Annotated in this window: 16 protein-coding genes; 9 read left to right on the forward strand and 7 right to left on the reverse strand. The window is 70.0% G+C overall.

Going from position 1 to position 18710, the window contains the following annotated elements:
- Window positions 1–5 precede the first annotated feature (5 nt).
- Window positions 6–293 carry an Asp-tRNA(Asn)/Glu-tRNA(Gln) amidotransferase subunit GatC gene (gatC, locus tag IEW34_RS07540; RefSeq protein ID WP_188608517.1) on the reverse strand — a complete coding sequence of 96 codons (288 nt, stop codon included), beginning with the start codon at window positions 291–293 and terminating at the stop codon, window positions 6–8.
- 122 nt (window positions 294–415) lie between these two features.
- Window positions 416–1114: a metal-dependent hydrolase gene (locus IEW34_RS07545; RefSeq protein ID WP_188608518.1), complete on the reverse strand. Its 699-nt coding sequence runs from the start codon at window positions 1112–1114 to the stop codon at window positions 416–418.
- Window positions 1115–1410: 296 nt separating this feature from the next.
- On the opposite strand from IEW34_RS07545, the gene ruvX reads away from it, so the two are divergent.
- Together ruvX and IEW34_RS07555 are read left to right on the forward strand one after the other, a co-directional pair.
- Window positions 1411–1923, forward strand: coding sequence for a Holliday junction resolvase RuvX (gene ruvX, locus IEW34_RS07550; protein WP_188608519.1), 513 nt, complete (start codon window positions 1411–1413; stop codon window positions 1921–1923).
- A gap of 100 nt (window positions 1924–2023) precedes the next feature.
- Window positions 2024–2215 (forward strand): hypothetical protein, encoded by a 192-nt coding sequence (locus IEW34_RS07555; protein ID WP_188608520.1) that lies wholly within the window; start codon window positions 2024–2026, stop codon window positions 2213–2215.
- 50 nt (window positions 2216–2265) lie between these two features.
- Here the strand turns inward: IEW34_RS07555 and dprA are convergent, their stop codons facing one another.
- The 5 genes from dprA to IEW34_RS07580 form a co-directional block, all read right to left on the reverse strand.
- Complete coding sequence (dprA, locus tag IEW34_RS07560; protein ID WP_188608677.1) at window positions 2266–3447, reverse strand: DNA-processing protein DprA; 1182 nt, start codon at window positions 3445–3447, stop codon at window positions 2266–2268.
- 42 nt (window positions 3448–3489) lie between these two features.
- The gene (gene plsY / locus IEW34_RS07565; RefSeq protein ID WP_188608521.1) at window positions 3490–4089 is read right to left on the reverse strand and encodes a glycerol-3-phosphate 1-O-acyltransferase PlsY; all 600 of its coding nucleotides are present in this window, start codon (window positions 4087–4089) and stop codon (window positions 3490–3492) included.
- A 109-nt stretch (window positions 4090–4198) separates the two neighbouring features.
- A complete protein-coding gene (locus tag IEW34_RS07570; RefSeq protein WP_188608522.1) occupies window positions 4199–5494 on the reverse strand; it encodes a dihydroorotase in 1296 nt (431 codons plus the stop codon).
- An 8-nt stretch (window positions 5495–5502) separates the two neighbouring features.
- Complete coding sequence (locus IEW34_RS07575; protein ID WP_188608523.1) at window positions 5503–6453, reverse strand: aspartate carbamoyltransferase catalytic subunit; 951 nt, start codon at window positions 6451–6453, stop codon at window positions 5503–5505.
- Between the two features lie 105 nt (window positions 6454–6558).
- Entirely contained in the window at window positions 6559–7449 is an 891-nt protein-coding gene (locus IEW34_RS07580) for an SDR family NAD(P)-dependent oxidoreductase (protein ID WP_188608524.1), read from the reverse strand.
- Window positions 7450–7642: 193 nt separating this feature from the next.
- Here IEW34_RS07580 and IEW34_RS07585 point away from each other — a divergent pair, with 193 nt between their 5' ends.
- The 7 genes from IEW34_RS07585 to IEW34_RS07615 all read left to right on the forward strand — a co-directional run bounded on the left by IEW34_RS07585 (window position 7643) and on the right by IEW34_RS07615 (window position 18703).
- Window positions 7643–9316, forward strand: coding sequence for an acyl-CoA dehydrogenase family protein (locus tag IEW34_RS07585; protein WP_244641849.1), 1674 nt, complete (start codon window positions 7643–7645; stop codon window positions 9314–9316).
- Window positions 9317–9538: 222 nt separating this feature from the next.
- Complete coding sequence (gene topA, locus IEW34_RS07590) at window positions 9539–12277, forward strand: type I DNA topoisomerase (RefSeq protein WP_188608525.1); 2739 nt, start codon at window positions 9539–9541, stop codon at window positions 12275–12277.
- 405 nt (window positions 12278–12682) lie between these two features.
- Window positions 12683–13651: an ABC transporter substrate-binding protein gene (locus tag IEW34_RS07595; RefSeq protein WP_188608526.1), complete on the forward strand. Its 969-nt coding sequence runs from the start codon at window positions 12683–12685 to the stop codon at window positions 13649–13651.
- A 96-nt stretch (window positions 13652–13747) separates the two neighbouring features.
- Entirely contained in the window at window positions 13748–16228 is a 2481-nt protein-coding gene (gene rnr / locus IEW34_RS07600) for a ribonuclease R (protein ID WP_188608527.1), read from the forward strand.
- Between the two features lie 8 nt (window positions 16229–16236).
- Window positions 16237–16659 carry a DUF983 domain-containing protein gene (locus IEW34_RS07605; RefSeq protein WP_188608679.1) on the forward strand — a complete coding sequence of 141 codons (423 nt, stop codon included), beginning with the start codon at window positions 16237–16239 and terminating at the stop codon, window positions 16657–16659.
- 83 nt (window positions 16660–16742) lie between these two features.
- On the forward strand, window positions 16743–17483 hold the full coding sequence (locus IEW34_RS07610; protein WP_244641851.1) for an NUDIX hydrolase: 741 nt from the start codon (window positions 16743–16745) through the stop codon (window positions 17481–17483).
- On the forward strand, window positions 17480–18703 hold the full coding sequence (locus tag IEW34_RS07615) for an MFS transporter (protein WP_244641852.1): 1224 nt from the start codon (window positions 17480–17482) through the stop codon (window positions 18701–18703). The genes IEW34_RS07610 and IEW34_RS07615 overlap by 4 nt, the downstream gene beginning before the upstream one ends.
- Window positions 18704–18710: the final 7 nt, after the last annotated feature.

The following is an 18710-nucleotide window of genomic DNA, read 5'->3' on the forward strand; positions in this document are numbered from 1 at the left end:
GTGATCTATTCGACCACCTTGGGCACGAGGAAGAAGCCGTCCTCGCTCATCGGCGCATTGGCGACCACAGTGTCGCCATAGCCGCCATCGGTCACCGCGTCGGCGCGCCGGCGCATGACCGTCGGCGACACCGACGTCATCGGCACGACGGAACCCACGTCCACCTGGTTCAGCTGCTCGACGAAGGCGAGGATGGCGTTGAGCTCGCCCGCCAGGTGAGGAACCTCGTCCTCGCTCACGGCAATGCGCGCCAAGTGCGCAATGCGTCGAACAGTGGTCGCATCGACGGACATGCCGCCTCCGGTGCTAGGGCCGATCGCGAACGTCCGGGCCCGTCGGGATATGGGGTGGGCGCCTCATAGCACCCGCCCCTTCCGCACGGCAAGCAAGTGGCCCGCGGGGCGGGCCCTTGAACTCAGGGCGCGAACGCCTTGTTCTTCTGCGCCACGAAGACCTTGGAGCCGGCGCCCTGCATGGCGGCGGTGAACTTGCCCGCATCCGGATCGATGATCGGGAAGGTGCCGTAGTGGCACGGCACCACGGTCTTGACCGTCAGGAACTTCTTGACGGCGTAGGCAGCGCTCTCGGCGCCCATGGTGAAGCGGTCACCGATCGGCACGAAGGCGACATCCGGCTTGTAGAGATCGTTGATGAGCGCCATGTCGCTGAACAGGTCGGTGTCGCCCATGGCATAGATCGTCGGCTCGCCGTCGGCGCGCACGATGATGCCGTTAGCGCTGCCGAGCGGGAAGTTGACGCCCACCTCGACCAGGCCGGCCGAGTGGTCCGCCCGCACCAGCGTCACGCGGAAGCCGCCCGCATCGACGGTACCGCCGGTGTTCATCGGACTGAAGTTCTTGAGCCCCTGCGCCGCCAGATACATGCACAGATCATAATTGGTGAAGACGGTCGCCCCCGTCTTGCCGGCGATGTCGACGGCATCGCCGATATGATCGCCGTGGCCGTGGGTGATCAGGATGTGCGAGACCCCCTCGATGGCCTCGTCCTTGTTGCCGTCGAAGGCCGGATTGCCCGTGAAGAACGGGTCGACCAGCACCGAACGACCTGCAAAATCCAGCCGGAAAGCGGAATGACCGTACCACGTGATCTGCATCGAGCTCTCCCAGAGGCCCCCACTCTCGCCGCGGCGGCGGCGGAGGGGTTGATGAAACCCGGGCGAGCTTTACGGCATGGCGCCGCGACGGTCACCCCCCTGTCGTCGCGGCCCCGCAACGCGGCGATCGCAACAGGCAGCGGTTTGGTCGGACGGCCGCGATCATCAGGTCATTTGCGCGGCGCCGGCGGCCTTGGCCGTGCAGCTCTCCGGCCTTCGTACGCAAATCGATATGTGAGTTACTGAATTGCGAAAATAGAGCATATAGGGAAATTCGAATATAATCGGGTCGATCCATGACTTCGACGCAAAAGCAGGCCTTCCATGTACCTCTGGCCGATCTCCTTGATCTACCCGGCAAGGCTCGGCTGCTCGGGCTCGACCTGGGCACGAAGACCATCGGCTTGGCGCTGTCCGATGTGACGCGGCGCGTGGCGTCGCCGCTGGAAACCATCCGCCGGACAAAGTTCTCGGCCGATGCGGCGCGGCTGCTCGACCTCGCGGAGCAGCACGGGGTGGGCGGGCTGGTCATCGGCTGGCCGCTGAACATGGACGGCTCCGAGGGCCCGCGCACGCAAGCGACGGGCGCCTTCGTGCGCAATCTTGCGAAGCTGACCGCCGTGCCGATGGCCCTGTGGGACGAGCGCCTCAGCACCGTGGCGGTGACGCGGATGCTGATCGACGCCGATGCCTCCCGGGCGCGGCGCGGCGAACTCGTCGACAAGATCGCCGCGACCTACATTCTGCAGGGCGCTTTGGACCGCCTCGAAGGGTTACGGCGCGAGCGGCGGCCGGAGGAGGCCGACTGACGGGCTCCGACCGCCGGCCGCGCGTGCATCTAACCGGGACCTCGACTCGTATCGAAACCGGGGCCGTCCGGGCGCCCACGGACAAGGCGAGCTGATCACGATGACAACCGACGCACCACCGGCAGGACCGCCACGGCCGGCGCCGACCCAAGGTGAGATCGCACGCCACGTGGAGCAGATGACGTTGGAGCTCTACCAATTGGCCCGGGCCGGGGAGTTGAACCTGCTCGCCTACCTCCTCAGCCTGGCCCATATGGAGGCTGGCGACCGCGGCCGCTTGACGGATCGATAGCCGCACGCGGCACGTCCTCGGGCGAGCGCGCCGCTTCGCGACGGAGCCCATCACACCGGGCGGCCGGGCGCCAACGACACCGCTTGGGCGCCGTGGCGCTCGATACGGCCGCTCAGCTCCAGCTCAAGCAGCGCCACCTGCACGTCGCGCGCCGTCAGTTCCGAAGCCCGCACGAGGTCGTCCACCGACACCGGCGCGCTGCCGAGTAACGCCAGGACCGTCTCGTGCGGTTGCGACGCCCTAGGGGCTGTCGGCATTACCGCCTCCAGGGGCAGCAGCCGGTCGGGCCGAGGGGGTGGCGCGGAGAAGACCTCCGCCTCGTCCCACAGCGACGCGGTCTGCGGCGCGCGATCGTCCAGGTGAGGGCGTGGCCCCTCCCGCAGCGGCGCCAGCACGGACAGCACGTGCTCGGGGTCGGCGCACAGCGTCGCGCCTTGGCGGATGAGGTCGTTGGTGCCGGCCGCGCGCGGATCTAGCGGCGAGCCCGGCACGGCGAACACCTCGCGCCCCTGTTCCAGCGCGAAGCGCGCGGTGATCAGCGATCCCGAGCGCATCGCCGCTTCGACGACGACGACGCCGAGCGACAGGCCCGAGACCAGCCGGTTGCGGCCCGGGAAGTCCCGCCCGCGCGGCACCCACCCCATCGGCATCTCGCTGATCGCGGCCCCCCGTTCCAGCAACCCGGCCAGCAGCTTGCCGTGCTCGGGAGGATAGATGCGGTCGTGGCCGCCGGCCAGCACGGCAACGGTTCCGGTGTCGAGGCTCGACCGATGGGCCTGCGCGTCGATGCCCCGCGCCAGACCCGAGACCACCGCATAGCCGGCGGTCCCCAGCGCCCGGGCCAGCCGCTCGGCCAACGTCAGTCCCGCGGCGGAGGCGTTACGGGAACCGACGACCGCCGCCGCCGGCCCAGCGAGGGCGGCCACGTGCCCGCGCACGGCAATCAGCGGCGGAACCGAATCGATCACGCTCAGGGCCAGCGGGTAGTCGGCCTCCCCCAGGGCGACGTATCGCACTCCCAGCCGCGTCGCGGCATCGATCTCGCGGTCGACGGCAGCGGGATCCGCCGCCTTGATCGGCCGCCCTGTCCTGCGGGCGAGCTCCGGGAGCGCGGCGAGCGCGGCGGCGGCGCTGCCGTGCCGGGTGAGCATCACGCGGAAGTTGCGCGGGCCGATGCCCTCGGAGCGCGACAACCGCAGCCAGTCACGGCGTTGGTTGTCGTCGAGGCGCAGCGGCGGGGCGGTCATGCCCGAACGGCCGGTGGGCGGGGCTCTCTATTTGGCACCGATGCGGCTCTCCTCGCCCGCCAACAGCCGGCGGATGTTGTCGCGATGCTTCCACCACAGCAGCGCGGTCAACAGCGCGAACAGGGCGGCGGAGTGCGGACTGCCAAGGGCCAGCAGCGCTACGGGCGTGAGCGCGCTCGCGACCAGGGCCGCCAGCGACGAGAACCGGGTGATGAAGGCAAACAGCAGCCAGACGAGGGCAAAGCCCAGAGCCGCGACGAACTCCACGGCGATCAGGCAGCCGAGGAAGGTGGCGACGCCCTTGCCACCGCGAAACTTGAGCCAGACGGGAAAGAGATGGCCGAGGAAGGCGCCGAGCGCCGCGGCAAGGGCCGCACCTGTCCCCCAGCGCGCGCAGATGAGGACGGCGACCGTGCCCTTCAGGGCATCGCCCAGCAAGGTTGCCGCCGCGAGCCCCTTGTGGCCGGTGCGCAATACGTTGGTGGCCCCGATATTGCCCGAGCCGACGCGCCTGAGATCCCCGAGGCCGGCGAGGCGCGTCAGCACGACGCCGAACGGAATCGATCCGAGCGCGTAGCCGATGGCCAGCGCGGCGGCCAGATAGGGCCAACCATCTCCGCCTAGCATTCACTCCCCCCGACGCGTCGTCAGCGCCTCTGCTCGCCGATCGGATGACGCCATCGATCGCACGACTGCCCCAGAGCGGCCTCGATGTCCGCCCCGCTTTGCGCCCGGCTCAGGCGGAAGCGTATTGATAGACCAGCTGCCCGGCAACGTAGGTGGCGAGCACGCGGCCCTCCAGGCGGGCCGCTTCGAACGGCGTGTTCTTGCAGCGTGACCACAGCGACGCCCGATCCAGGATGTAGGCGACGTCCGGGTCGACGATGATGAGATCGGCGGGCGCTCCCGCCGTCAGGCGCCCGGCCGGCAGCCCGAGCAACTCGGCCGGCCGCACCGTCAACGCGTGCAGCAGCCGCTCGAGGCGCACGCTGCCGCCGTTGACCAGTCGCAAGCCGCCGGCCAGCAGCGTCTCCAGCCCGATGGCGCCGTCGGCGGCCTCCGCGAACGGCAGACGCTTGGTCTCCACGTCCTGAGGATTGTGATCGGACACCACGACATCGATGATGCCGGCATCGAGCGCCTCGGCCAGGGCCAGGCGGTCGTCCTCGTGCCGCAGCGGTGGCGACAGCTTGAAGAAGCTCCGGTAGTCGCCGATGTCGTTCTCGTTCAGCACCAGGTGGTTGATCGAGGCACCGCAGGTGACGGGCAGGCCCTCGGCCTTGGCCCGCTCGATCAGCTCGATCGACTGCGGCTGCGTGATCAGCGCCGCGTGATAGCGTCCACCGGTCATGCGCACGAGGCGCAGGTCGCGCTCGAGCACGATGGTCTCCGCCTCGCGCGGTATGCCCATCAGGCCCAGCCGGCTCGACAGCTCGCCCTCGTTCATCACGCCGTCGCCGACGAGATCGGCATCTTCCGTGTGATGCATGACCAGGGCGTCGAAGTCGCGGGCGTAGGTCAGCGCGCGGCGCATGACGCGGGCATTGCGGACCGATTTCACCCCGTCCGAGAACGCGAGCGCACCGGCCTCGCTGAGCAGGCCGATCTCGGTCATCTCTTCGCCGGCGATTCCCTTTGTCAGCGCCGCGGCCGGATGCACGTTGACGATCGCCGTGTCCCGCGCCCGCCGCTTGACGAAGTCGACGATCGCCGGGTCGTCGATCGGCGGATTGGTGTTGGGCATGCACAGCAGCGTGGTGACGCCGCCGGCGGCGGCGGCACGGCTGGCGGTGCGCAGGGTCTCGCGGTGCTCGGCGCCCGGCTCGCCGATGAAGGCACGCATGTCGATGAGCCCGGGCAGCAGCCAATGCCCGGCGCAATCGACGGTCTCGGCCCCCTCCGGCGCCGCGGGCGAGGCGGTGCCCCAGGCGATGTCGGCGATGGCGCCGTCCCGGATCAGCACGGCGCCGCGTTCCCGCCGGCCGCTGGCGGGGTCGATCAGCTCGGCGTTGGCAAGGAGCTGCGGACGCACGGGGGGCCTCACGAATTGGGCAGATGGCGCGCCAGCGCCTCGAGCACGGCCATGCGAACGGCGACGCCCATCTCCACCTGCTCGCGGATCAGCGACTGGGCGCCGTCGGCGACGTCCGAGGCGATCTCCACGCCCCGGTTCATCGGGCCCGGATGCATGACGAGGGCGTCGGGCTTGGCATAGGACAGCTTCTCCTCGTCGAGGCCGAAGAAGCGGAAATACTCCTTCACCGAGGGCACGAAGGAGCCGTTCATGCGCTCGCGCTGCAGGCGCAGCATCATGATGATGTCGGCACCGGCCAAGCCCTCGCGCATCGAGGTGAAGACCTCGACGCCGAGGCCGGCAATGCCGGCCGGCAGCAGCGTGGACGGGCCGATGCAGCGCACCCGCGCGCCGAGCGCTTGCAGCAGGATGATGTTCGACCGCGCCACGCGCGAATGCAGGATGTCGCCGCAGATGGCGACGACCAGCCCTTCGATGCGTCCCCGTCTGCGGCGGATCGTCAGCGCGTCGAGCAGCGCCTGGGTCGGATGCTCGTGGGCGCCGTCGCCGGCATTGACCACCGAGCATTCAACCTTCTGCGCCAGCAGCTTGACCGCCCCGGCCTGGTGATGGCGGACGATGATGATGTCCGGCCGCATGGCGTTGAGCGTGATCGCCGTGTCGATCAGCGTCTCGCCCTTCTTCACCGACGAGGACCCGACCGACATGTTCATGACGTCGGCGCCCAGGCGCTTGCCGGCGATCTCGAACGACGACTGCGTTCGCGTCGACGGCTCGAAGAACAGGTTCACCTGGGTGCGGCCGCGCAGCGTCGTCTTCTTCTTCTCGACCTGGCGGCTCACCTCGACGGCCTCGTCGGCCATGTCGAGCAAGAGCTGCATGTCGAGACGCGACAGCCCCTCGATCCCGAGCAAATGCCGATGCGGGAAGGCTGGGAGTGGTTGCGGAGCGCTCATGCTGAAGCGAGGGCTATAGGCGCAATGCCGGGGCTCGGCAAGCGTGGCCGGGCCCCGTCCACAGCTGCCGCGACCCCTCGCCGGCCGGTCGGCGTACCCAGGCGGTCATCGCCGCGGCTGCCCGATGAACGTCTCGAACGCCTCCTTGAACTGCGGGCGCCAGCGCGACAAGGCCGGCCGGTTCTCGATGATGTCGTCGGCTGTCCACTGCAGGCGGCGCTCGTCGAGCTCGCGCGGCACATCGTTGTCCGGGCACAGAACGTAGAAGTCGCCTCGGCCAAGGCTCGTCAGCATGAAGTCGACGACCTGCTGCGCCGTCCATGCCGACGGCGGCTTCTCCGCCACGGGCTTGCCGGAAGAGCTGGTCATGCCGGTGTAGGTATAGCCGGGAATCAGCAGATGCGCCGACAGCCGGCAATCGGGGGTGCGGCTGAACTCGTAGGACAACGCCTCGGTGAACGTCCGCACGCCGGCCTTGGCCATGTTGTAGGCGTAGGCCCCGGGTGGATTGGTCAATCCCTGCTTGGAACCGGTGTTGATGACGAGGCCGGGCGCTCCCGTCGCCAGCATCGCCGGCACGAAGGCCTGCACGCCGTTGACGACGCCCCAGAGATTGACGTCGACGAGCCGCCGCCAGCGGTCGAGGCCCGTCCACGGCTCGCCGCTGAACCCGCCGACCGCGGCGTTGTTCATCAGCACGGCGACGTCGGCGTCGGCGAAGGCAAGGTCGCGCAGCCGGTCCAGATCCGCCGCGACGCTGACGTCGCATTGCAATGCGCGGATGCCGGCGCCCCCGCGGGCCGCTGCCCTCACCTCCGCCGCCGCCCGCTCCAGCGCCGCGCCGTCCACGTCGGCCAAGACCACGCCGAGCCCCTTGCCGGCGAAGGTCCTGGCGGCGGCGAGCCCGATGCCGCTCGCGCCGCCGGTGATGACGGCGGTGCGTTCGGCGACGATGGCAGGGTGGTCGGCGGTCGAAGGTGAAGGCGTGTCGGTCATGGGGGAACCTCGCTTGGCAATAAGGGGCCCGCATCCAGGTCCCGGGCGAGCCGCCGGAGCGTGGGGCGGGCGCGGCGCCGCGGCCCTCACTCTTACACCGCGAGGCGCTCGCAGGCATGCCGCCGGTCGCCGCTTGCGTCGGCGTCCGGCCGACCTATGGTTTAGTGATGAACCATTGGCAGGAAGCGCCCCGATGACCGCCGTGACCCAGCCCGTCGCCCCGACCGCCTACGACACGCACCAGGTATTCAACCAGGCGCCGCCATTCGTCGACGTCAACCTCGTCACGCTCGACCAACCCCTGCTCGACAATCTCGCCGCCAACGGCGTCGACCCGGTCGAGGACGGCCTCCTATCGTTCGGTGAAGCGTGGGGTTCGGCCGAGCGCCTCGACCTGGGGCGACTCGCCAATGAAAACCCGCCCAAGCTGAAGACTCACACCGCCCGCGGCGAGCGCGCCGATCAGGTCGAGTTTCATCCCGCCTATCACGCATTGATGGCGGCGAGCATGGAAGCGGGCCTGCACTCGTCGACGTGGGACGCGCTCGAGGGCAGCAATAGGGGGCCGCGAGGCCACGTGGCCCGGGCCGCCAGGCTGATGGTGATCTCGGGCGTGGAGGCGGGGCACGTCTGCCCGCTCACCATGACGCATGCATCGCTGGCCAGCCTCGCGAACGCTCCCGAGCGCATGCGCGACTGGTTACCCCTGGTCCGCTCACGCACCTACGACCAGCGCTTCCTGCCGTTCTGGGAGAAGCGATCGGTCAATATCGGCATGGGCATGACCGAGAAGCAGGGCGGGACGGACGTCCGCGCCAACACCACGACCGCCGCTCCGCTGACCGGCGACGACTACGAGATTACCGGCCACAAGTGGTTCATGTCGGCGCCCATGTGCGATGCCTTCCTGGTGCTGGCCCAGGCGCCGGGAGGCCTGACATGCTTCCTCGTGCCGCGCTTCCGGCCCGACGGCTCGGTCAATGCCCTGCGCTTCCAGCGGCTCAAGGAGAAGCTCGGCAATCGGTCGAACGCATCCTCCGAGGTCGAGTTCACCGGTGCCTTCGGTTGGCGCGTCGGCGAAGAGGGTCGCGGGGTACGCACCATCATCGACATGGTGCAGTTCACCCGCCTCGACTGCGTCAGCGGCTCCAACGGGCTGATGCGCATGGCGCTGGCGCTCGCCGTCCATCACACCCGCCATCGTATGGTCTTCGGCCGCAAGCTGGCGGAGCAGCCGGCGATGGCGCTGGTGCTGGCCGATCTCGCGCTCGAGCTTGAAGCCGTCACCGCGCTGACGCTCAGGCTGGCGCGGAGCTTCGACGGCACGCTCGCCGACGAGCGCGAGGCCGCGTTCGCCCGCGTGGTGACCCCCGCGGCCAAGTTCATGACCTGCAAGGCGGCTCCCGGCTTCATCTACGAAGCCTTGGAGTGCCTCGGCGGCAACGGCTACGTCGACGAGGGCCCCATGGCGCGGCTCTACAAGGAGGCGCCGCTCAACGCGATCTGGGAGGGCTCCGGCAACGTCATGGCGCTCGACGTCCTGCGGGCGGCGGGCCGCGAGCCCCAGGCGGCCGCCGAGGTCGTAGCCGCCCTCGCGGCGGAGACGCGCGGCCTGCCCGGCGCGGCCGAAGCGGCGGCCGAGATCGGCGCGGCGGTGAGCGGTTCAGACGCGGAAGGGCGTGCCCGGCTCGCCACGGATCGGCTGGCGACGCTGGCCGCCGCCGCCGCCCTGCGCAAGGCGGCACCGCCCGAGATCGCCGACGCCTATGCGCGCACGCGGCTGGCGAGCCCCAGGCGCATCTGGGGCGCCAACGATCTGGGTGGACTGGCACCCCGCCTGATCGACCGGGCCCTGCCCCCGATCTAGGCCGCCGGACCCAACGGGCACCCCCGCGGCGAAAATTCCGCCGCTCGAGCAAAGACATAGGGCGACCGCCCGAATGCCGCCTCCCCCGCAGCGCGAAATGGCCCCTTGCGGATCGCCGACCGGGGCCCATTTGACAGCGCCCGGGCTTTGACCCATTCATCGCGCCCCGAATGACCCGGCGCGGCCGAGCCTTCGCCCCCCTTACCGAGCAGATCCCAGCCCATGAAAGTCGTTGTCGTCGAGTCTCCGGCGAAGGCGAAAACCATCAACAAATACCTGGGCAAGGACTACGAGGTCCTGGCCTCCTTCGGCCATGTCCGCGATTTGCCCGCCAAGGATGGCTCCGTCGATCCCGACGACGACTTCGCCATGATCTGGGAGTTGGAGGACCGCGGGGCCAAGCGGGTCGCCGAGATCGCCCGCGCGGTCAAGGGCGCCGACAAGCTGATCCTGGCCACCGACCCGGACCGCGAAGGCGAGGCGATCTCCTGGCACGTCGTCGAGGCGCTCAACCAGCGCCGCCTGCTCAAGGGCATGCCGATCGAGCGGGTCACCTTCAACGCCATCACCAAGGATGCGGTGGAGGCGGCGATGGCCGCTCCGCGCATCATCGACCAGGCGCTCGTCGACGCTTACCTCGCCCGGCGCGCCCTCGACTATCTGGTCGGCTTCACCCTGTCGCCGGTGCTCTGGCGCAAGCTGCCGGGCGCGCGTTCCGCCGGCCGCGTGCAGTCGGTCGCGCTGCGCCTCGTCTGCGACCGTGAGCGCGAGATCGAGACCTTCGTCCCGCGGGAATACTGGTCGATCCTGGCGAAGCTGGCGACCAAGGCGGGAGCCGAGTTCGAGGCCCGCCTCGTCGGCGCCGACGGCAAGAAGATCACGCGCCTGGATGTCGGCACGGCGGCGGAAGCCGAGGCCTTCCGGCACGACCTCGACAATGCGACCTTCACGGTCGCCACCGTCGAGGCGAAGCCCGCCAGGCGCCACCCCTACCCGCCCTTCACCACCTCGACCTTGCAACAGGAGGCATCGCGCAAGCTCGGCATGGCGCCGGCGGTGACCATGCGCAATGCCCAGCGGCTCTACGAGGGCGTGGAGATCGGCGGCGAGACCGTCGGCCTCATCACCTATATGCGCACCGACGGCGTCGACATGGCGCCCGAGGCGATCGCCGCGACGCGCAGCGTCATCGGCGAGATGTACGGCGCACCCTACGTGCCTGCGGCACCTCGCAAATACACGGCCAAGGCCAAGAATGCGCAGGAGGCTCACGAGGCGATCCGCCCGACCGACCTGTCGCGCAAGCCCGCCGACGTCGCCCGCGTGGTCGACCCCGAGCAGGCCAAGCTCTACCAGCTGATCTGGATGCGCACGGTGGCGAGCCAGATGGAATCGGCCTTGCTCGAGCGCACCACGGTCGATATCGCCGCCAAGGCCGGCGCCCGCGACCTCGACCTGCGCGCCACCGGCCAGGTGGTCAAATTCGACGGCTTCCTCAAGCTCTACCAGGAAAGCCGCGACGACGGAGATGACGACGAAGAGAATCGGCGCCTGCCGCCGATGGAGGCCGACGAGCGGCTGAGCAAGCGGTCCATCGCCGCGACCCAGCACTTCACCGAACCGCCGCCGCGCTACTCGGAGGCGAGCCTGGTCAAGCGCATGGAGGAGCTCGGCATCGGCAGGCCGTCGACCTACGCCTCCGTGCTGCAGGTGCTGAAGGATCGCGACTACGTCCGCATCGAGAAGACGCGGATGATGCCGGAGGACAAGGGCCGCATCGTCACCGCGTTCCTGGAGAATTTCTTCCGCCGCTACGTCGAGTACGACTTCACGGCCGGCCTCGAGGAGCAGCTCGACCGCGTCTCCAACAACGAGATCGACTGGAAGGCGGTGCTGCGCGATTTCTGGCGCGATTTCATCGCCGCGGTCGACGACACCAAGGGGCTGCGCACGACCCAGGTGCTCGATGCGCTCAATGCCTATCTCGGGCCGCACATCTTTCCGGCCAAAGCGGACGGAAGCGATCCCCGCGGCTGCCCCGTGTGCGGCACGGGCCAGCTGTCGCTCAAGCTCGGCAAATTCGGCGCCTTCATCGGCTGCTCGAACTATCCGGAATGCCGCTACACGCGCCAACTCGCCCAGAGCAACGACGCGGAGAATGGCGGTGACGGGGCACGGCCCGGCGTGCGCAGCCTCGGCACCGATCCGGACAGCGGCCTCGAGGTGACCATCCGTGACGGTCGTTTCGGCGCCTATGCCCAGCTCGGTGAGGGAGAGAAGCCCAAGCGCCAGTCGGTTCCTCGCGGCACCGACCCACAGAGTGTCGATCTCGCCACGGCCCTCGCGTTGCTGTCGCTGCCCCGCGAAGTGGCGAAGCACCCGACCTCGGGCGAGCCGATCCTGGCCGGCATCGGCCGCTTCGGCCCCTACGTGCAGCACGCGAAGACCTTCGCCAACCTCGGCAAGACCGAGGACGTGCTGACCATTGGCGCCAATCGCGCCATCGATCTGATCGTCGCCAAGGAGCAGGGCGGCGGCCGCCGGTTCGGCGCCGCGGCCGAGCCCGGCCGCGAGCTCGGCACCGACCCGACGTCCGGCCAGACGATCACGGTGAAGGCTGGGCGCTACGGCCCCTACGTCACGGACGGCACGACCAACGCGACCCTGCCCAAGGACATGGCGCAGGACACCGTGACGGTGGAGCAGGCGATCGCCCTCATTGCGGCCCGCCGCGCCGCAGGCCCGGCCACGAAGCCGGCGCGCCGCACCGCTGCCAAGGGCGGGGCAGCCAAGAGCAGCACGGCCAAGAGCGCCACCGCCAAAAGCGCCGCCGCCAAAGGCTCCACAGCCAAGACGGCGTCGACCGGCAAGGCCGGGCCGAAGAAGGCGCCTGCCAAACGCAAGGCGTCGGCCAAAACCGCCACGACCAAGACCAAGGCAAAGGTGTCGACGGACGGCTGAGGCACGGCGTCACTCGCGGCGACGATTCGCTTCACAGGCGGTGCGTGCGTCGCCCCAGGCGCCGGGCTGCAAGCCAGGGCTGCGTTCCACATCGCCTGCGAGTCCGAGCACGACGCCATCGCGCCCGCCTGCGCGGCGGAACGAACGTCTCCCGTCACGCCCCATCACGACCGTCGGCTGTCGTCTAGATTGACGTGGGGAGATGAAATTTCCTTATTCTTTCGAGCGTCTTGACGCCGCTCGGCGGAGCCTGGACGGTCGGCCTCGCGGCCCGATCCGCCAGCGCCGCCGGGAGGCTTTCATGGCAATCGACCGCACGTCGCTCGCGACCGATCGCGAGAACAATGGACAGCGGCGTCGGACCCATCACGCACCGGCCACGCTGTCGCGCCGGGAGGCTCGGCAGTGAACAGGTTCGTCTCCCGCCGCGGCATGCTCGATCTGGGCCTTGCCGTCCTTGGCGGCCTGGGGGCGGCGGCCCTGCCGCTGGCCGGCGCTCACGCGCTGGCCGACAAAGGGCTTCGCGTCGGCAATCAGAAGGGCGGGCTGCGTTCCCTCCTGGAGGTCTCCGGCCAGGCCGCCGATCTGCCCTTCGCGCTGCGCTGGAGCGAGTTCCAGAGCGCGGCGCCGATCCTGGAGGCCCTGAACGCCGGCGCCCTCGATGTCGGCTACACCGGTGACTTCTCGTTCCTCACGGTCGCCGCCGCGGGCGCGCCGATCCGCGCCATCGGCGGCACGCGCTCCGGGCCGGCGACCCAGGCGATCGTCGTGCCCAAGGATTCACCGATCCGGACGGTCGCAGACCTCAAGGGGAAGACGGTGGCGGGAACGCGCGGCGGCTGGGGCCACTTCCTGATCCTGGCAGCGCTCAAGCAGGCGGGGGTGGATGCCGATGCGGTGAAGATCCGCTATCTGGCGCCGCCCGAAGCGCTCCCGGCGTTCACCAGCGGCAACATCGACGCCTGGGCCATCTGGGAACCGTTCGTCTCCCAGGTGGTCCTGCGGGCCGGTGCCCGTGTCCTCGTCGAGGGCGGCGGCCTCACGCCCTCGGTGACGTTCCTCGTCGCCACGACCGAGGCGATCCGCGAGCGCCCGACCGAGCTCGCGCAGTTTCGGGCGCGCGTCGACAATGGCTTCGCCTGGGTCGACGACAACCGGGCCGCCTATGCGGCCTACAATTCAAAGCTGACGGGCATGCCCGAGGACATCGTGCAGCGCGCCTTCGACAACACGCGCGCCACGCCGATCGTCATCGACCAGGCACTGGCGACGGAGATCCAGGCAGCAGCCGACCTCGCGGCCTCCTTTGGCGTGCTGCCGCGGCAGATCGACGTCGCCGGGACGCTGGATACCTCCCTGCCGGCCGCCGGTTGAGGGCCGCGCCGCGGACAGGCCGCGGCCACGCCGCAGGAGGATGACTTTGGCGGCGATTGGGCCCATGTAGGGGCATTGGCCATCGAAGGCCCGGCGATGGTGCGCGGGACCCCGGCTATCCCTGGATCCGTTTTGACGAGCCGCCCGCGCAAGCACGCTCCCCCCGTACGCTCCCACAATGACCAGGCCGCCGAGGCGGCGCCGCGGCCGGAACGCGCGGGCGTGCCCACCCCTAGCCGCGATGACATCCTGGCCTTCATTGCGGCCGCCAAGGGCAAGGTCGGCAAGCGCGAGATCGCGCGCGCCTTCGGCATCGGCGGGGGCCAGCGCATCTGGCTGAAGCGGATGCTGCGGGAGCTGCAGGACGACGGCCACCTGGCCCGCCGCGGCCGCATCGTGCACCGGCCAGCCGAGCTGCCGCCGGTCGTGCTGGCAGACATCGGCGGGCGTGACGCCGACGGCGAGCTGCTGGCGAGGCCGGCGGAGTGGGACGCCGACGAACTGGGGGACGCCCCCGTCATCCTCATCGCCACCCCACGACGGCCGCGGCCCGGCCAGCCCACGCCGGGCGTGGGCGACCGCGCCCTGCTGCGGGTCGAGCGCGGCGATGGCGACGACGGCACGACCTACACGGGCCGCGTCATCAAGATCCTGGGCAAGGCGAAGTCTCAGGTGCTCGGCGTGTTTCGGTCCCTGCCCGATGGCGGTGGCCGCATCGAGCCGATCGACAAGAAGAGCCTCGGGCGCGAGATCGCCGTGCGGGCGGGCGACACCGGCGATGCCCGCGACGGCGACCTCGTGGCCGTCGCGGTGTCGCGGCCCGGGCGGCTGGGCCTCGCCTCGGCGCGGGTGCGCGAGCGCCTGGGCTCGCTGACCTCGGAGAAGGCCGTCAGCCTGCTCGCCATTCACGCTCATGCCATTCCACACGTCTTTCCGCCGGCGGTCCTGGCCGAGGCCGAGCGCGCCGAGCCCATCGGCCTCGCCGGGCGCGAGGACTGGCGGCAGCTGCCGCTGGTGACCATCGACCCGGTCGACGCCAAGGACCACGACGACGCCGTCCACGCGGAGCCGGACGATGACGCGGGCAACGCCGGCGGCTTCGTGCTCACCGTTGCCATCGCCGATGTGGCGGCCTATGTGCGGCCAGGCGTCGCGCTCGATCGCGAGGCGCTGGAGCGTGGCAATTCCGTCTACTTTCCCGACCGCGTCGTGCCGATGCTGCCGGAGCGCATCTCCAACGATCTCTGCTCTCTGCGTCCGCATGAGGACCGCCCGGCGCTGGCCGTGCGCATCGTCATCGATGCCCACGGCCGCAAGCTGCGCCACGCGTTCCACCGGGTGATGATGCGGTCGGCCGCCAAGCTGGCCTACCAGCAGGCTCAGGCGGCGATCGACGGCATGCCCGACGACGTCACCGGCCCCCTTGTCGAGCCGGTGCTGAAGCCCCTGTGGGCGGCCTATGCGGCGCTCGCCCGCGCCCGCGACCAGCGCGGCCCGTTGGCGCTCGACCTGCCGGAGCGCAAACTCGTGCTCGACCGGGAGGGCCGGCTCGAGCGCGTCCTCATCCCGCCCCGCCTCGACGCCCATCGCCTGATCGAGGAGTTCATGATCCTCGCCAACGTCTGCGCCGCCGAGACGCTGGAGCGGACGCAGCAGCCGTTGCTTTACCGGGTGCATGACGAGCCCTCCATCGAGAAGATGAGGGCGCTGGGCGAGGTGATGGCCTCGATCGCTATTCGCCTCCCCAAGGCGGGCGCGCTTAAGCCGGAGTTGTTCAACCGCATTCTCGCCCAGGTCTCCGGCAGCGAGCACCAGACCTTCGTCAACGAGGTCGTGCTGCGCTCGCAGGCGCAGGCCGAATACGCGGCGGAGAACTATGGGCACTTCGGCCTAAACCTGCGCCGCTACGCGCACTTCACCTCGCCGATCCGCCGCTATGCCGACCTGATCGTGCATCGGGCGCTCATTCGAGCGCTGAAGCTCGGGCGCGACGGCCTGCCCGAATCGACCACCACCGAAGTCCTGGCCGAGGTCGCGGCGCGCATCTCGACCGCGGAGCGGCGAGCCATGGTCGCCGAGCGCGAGACCGTCGACCGGTTGATCGCCCACCATCTGGCCGACCAGATCGGCGCCAGCTTCGAGGGCCAGATTTCCGGCGTGACCCGCGCCGGCCTCTTCGTGAAGCTCGCGGAGACCGGCGCTGACGGCTTCATTCCCGCCTCCACGGTCGGCGACGAGTTCTTTCGCTACGAGGAAGGGCTGCACGCTCTGGTCGGCAACCGCACCGGCGCCATGCACCGGCTCGGCGACGCGGTGCGCGTGCGCCTGGTGGAAGCGGCGCCCGTCGCCGGCGCCCTCCGCTTCGAACTGCTGACCGAGGGCCGGCGCGGTGCGCGCTCCGCGCGCCGCAGGCCCGGTGGCCCGGCCGGGCGCGCGGCCGAGCCGAAGCGCCGCCCGGCGAAGGGTGGTGGGCCGGGCCGGCGGGACGACAAGGCCAAGGAGGATCTCAAGGCGGCGGTGCGCGCGAAACGGACACCGCGGCCCACCACCCGGCCTGGACCGGCGGACAAATCGTGACCCTGCACATGACCTCTCATGGGCGCCGAAGCGTGTGGAGCGCCATCAAGCGCGGCTTCGCCGGCCGCTGCCCCGCGTGCGGCGACGGCCGCCTGTTCGGCCGCTTCCTCAAGGTCAACGACCACTGCCCGGCTTGCGGAGAGGCCTTCCACCACCATCGCGCCGACGATCTTCCCCCCTACCTGGTCATCGTCATCGTGGGCCACATCGTGGGCTCCGGTATTCTCGCAGCGGAAACCTATTCCGATTGGCCGGCATGGCTACACATGGCGCTCTGGCCTACGGTGACCGTGGTGCTGTCGCTCCTCCTCCTCCAGCCGGTGAAGGGTGCCGTCGTCGCCTTGCAATGGGCGAATGGCATGCATGGCTTCGGTGGTGTCGACGAGGAGGCGCTGATGGCCGATCACGACCGCGCAGGCAAGTCGGACTGACGGCGAGGCGCCGGCGCGACACAAGCAACGAGACCCGAACCGGCGGCGAACACGCCGGCGGCAGGGGTGGGAGGATCGAGGCATTGACGGAACACACGGTTGCGCTCACCACCAGCGAGAAGGATGAACCGCGCTGGCCGACGATCCGGCCGCGCCACGCCGCAACGCTGATCATCATCGATCGGTCGGGCCGCGAGCCCAAGGTGCTGATGGGTCGGCGCCACGCCGGGCACAGGTTCATGCCGGGCAAGTTCGTCTTTCCGGGCGGGCGCATCGAGACCAACGACCGCTTCATGGCGGCCAGCAACCCCCTGCACCCCACCGTGGGCGAGAAGCTGCTGGCCCGCACCGTCAAGCCGTCGCTCACGCGCGGCCGCGCCCTGGCGCTCGCTGCGATCCGCGAGACCTTCGAGGAGACCGGGCTGCTGCTCGGCCGGCGCATCGACGGCGAGCGACCGAGCCGCGTTCCCGAGGGCCCGTGGAGCGAGTTCATCTCGCACGGCATCGTGCCCGACCTGGAGCCGCTGCGCTTCGTCGCCAGGGCCATCACCCCGCCGGGTCGGCCCAAGCGCTTCGACACGCGCTTCTTCGCTGTCGACGCCAACCAGATCGCGCACCGGGTCGACGGCATCATCACGCCGGACAGCGAGCTGACCGAGCTCGTCTGGGTGGAGCTCGATCAGGCCCTCGAGCTGGAACTGCCCTCGATCACCACGGTGGTACTGAAGGAGCTCGACAAGCGCACCGAGGCAGGCTTCGGGCACGCTCTGCCGGTGCCGTTCTACTACGCCCGCGGCGGAGCCTTCCAGCGCGAGGAGCTGTGACCCCGGCCGAGCCACCGTCGAGCACCGCGCCTTTCCCTCCGAGCCTGTCGGGACGGTCCCCCGGGGCGGCGGGCGAGGCGCCGCTCAATATCCGCGCCATCTCCGCGGCGATCGTCATGGTGTCGATCGTCGGCGTGGGCCTGAGCCTGTCGATCCCGCTGCTGTCGCTCGAGATGGAGCGCATGGGCGTCTCGAGCGTCATGATCGGCGTGAACACAGCGACGGCCGGCCTCGCCGCCATCGTGACGCTGCCGTTCGTGCCGCGGCTCGCCGCCCGCCTGGGCGTCGGGCGGTTGATCGCCGCGTCGATTGCGTTGTCGGCGCTCTCCCTACTCGCCTTCAAGGCGGTGCCCTGGCTGCCGGCCTGGTTCCTGTTCCGCTTCGTCTATTCGGCCGCGCTCGGCGCACTGTTCGTGCTGTCGGAGTTCTGGATCAACACGGCAGCCCCCGCCTCGCGCCGCGGATTCTTCATGGGTCTCTATGCCACCGTGCTGTCGCTGGGCTTCGCCGCCGGGCCGGCCGTGCTCGTGATGGTGGGAACCACGGGCTGGGCCCCCTACGCCATCGGCGCCCTGCTGTTCGGCGTCGCCGCCATCCCGCTCGCCGGTGCGCGCGGCGAAACGCCGATGCTGGAGACCCATTCCCGACACGGCACGCTGTTCTTCGTGCTCGCGGCGCCCGCCGCCACGGTCGCCGTCCTGGTCTTCGGAGCGGTCGAGACCGGCGGTTTCAGCCTTCTGCCGATCTACGGTCTGCGGCTGGGCTTTGGCCCGGCGGACGCGGCCTTCCTCGTCAGCCTGGTCGCGTTGGGCAGCGTGCTGCTGCAAATTCCGATCGGGCTGCTGTCGGACCGCATGAACCGCCGCGTGCTGCTGCTCGCCGTCGGGCTTGTCGGCACGCTCGCCACCGGCCTGCTGCCCTGGGCGGCGGGTACGCCGCTCCTGTTCGAGGCCTTGCTGGTCATCTGGGGCGGCATCGGCACGGCGCTCTACACCGTGGGGCTGGCGCACCTGGGCGAGCGCTTTTCCGCACCGGAGGACCTCGCCGGGGCCAATGCAGCCTTCATCCTGCTCTACAACGTGGGACTGATGGTGGGTCCGCCCCTGGTTGGCTTCGGCATGCACCTGATGATGCCACACGGCTTTGCCGTGACCCTGGCCTTGCTGTTCGCGCTCTACGTTTTGGTGGCGGGCGTGCGCTTGGGCGTCGCCTCCAGGTGATCGGCCG

The sequence above is a fragment of the Chelatococcus reniformis genome (assembly GCF_014640075.1).
Taxonomy (GTDB): Bacteria; Pseudomonadota; Alphaproteobacteria; order Rhizobiales; family Beijerinckiaceae; genus Camelimonas; species Camelimonas reniformis.